The sequence below is a fragment of the Undibacterium sp. Ren11W genome, from assembly GCF_049340485.1.
Lineage (GTDB): Bacteria > Pseudomonadota > Gammaproteobacteria > Burkholderiales > Burkholderiaceae_D > Undibacterium.
In genome coordinates, this window is the sequence record NZ_JBMPPB010000053.1 from 1 (window position 1) to 228 (window position 228).

The following is a 228-nucleotide window of genomic DNA, read 5'->3' on the forward strand; positions in this document are numbered from 1 at the left end:
TCACAGTCGCCTTGCCAGGTACGGCTAAAGCAGGTGATACGCTGACGATCACCGACGGCACGACTCCGCAAAGCCATGTCTTGACCGCCGCAGAAATCACCGCTGGTACGTATAGCAGCACGGTTGCGAAACCAGCGGAAGGCGCTAATTTAACGGTCACAGCAACGGTCACCGACCAAGCTGGCAATGTCTCCGCCCCAGGCACAGACAGTGCCGTACTGGACACAA

At 57.9% G+C, this 228-nt stretch carries 1 protein-coding gene; it reads left to right on the forward strand.

The genetic code is table 11. The features are described 5' to 3' along the window. The coding region (locus ACO0K8_RS22430) for a hypothetical protein (protein WP_422948870.1) at positions 1 to 228 on the forward strand (228 nt) is incomplete at both ends.